The following is a 485-nucleotide window of genomic DNA, read 5'->3' as shown; positions in this document are numbered from 1 at the left end:
CAAAATAATCTTCCGAAAGACTTAACTGATCAAGTCACAGTTCTGCTACAACAAAGTAATTGGCAACAAACCCAAATAAAAACCAATAACCAAGACGAACGCCAAGCCAACAATCTGGTATTACAACGACGTAACATCACCACCGTACCTGAATATAATCCTCTCACCCAAAGACCAACAGCATATCCAATGCGTGCCAAAGTCGTAGGTAATAGCGGTGAAGAAATTCATGTCGATGAGTGGGGGCGTATCAAGGTTCGCTTTCTTTTCACACGGAACGAAGACAACACTCATGACGGTGGTGCAGGCTCGAATGACAACGATACCGACTCCGCTTGGGTTGATGTCCTGACGCCATGGGCGGGCGAAGGCTATGGTGTGAGATTCCTACCCCGTATTGGTGAGATTGTCGTTATTGACTTCTTTGATGGCAATATTGACCGACCATTTGTGGTGGGTCGTATTCATGAAGCACAACGTCATCC

The 485-nt window shown here is 46.0% G+C and carries 1 protein-coding gene; it reads left to right on the top strand.

Annotation, left to right across the window (positions count from 1 at the left end; all coding sequences use genetic code 11):
- A partial coding sequence (locus ACG94X_RS16800; RefSeq protein ID WP_419384800.1) for a phage baseplate assembly protein V occupies positions 1-485 on the top strand: 485 nt, incomplete at both ends.

The sequence above is a fragment of the Acinetobacter psychrotolerans genome (genome assembly GCF_048552595.1).
Lineage (GTDB): Bacteria > Pseudomonadota > Gammaproteobacteria > Pseudomonadales > Moraxellaceae > Acinetobacter.
The sequence above is the reverse complement of the archived record's forward strand: the minus strand, read 5'-3'. Positions and strand labels throughout refer to the sequence as shown.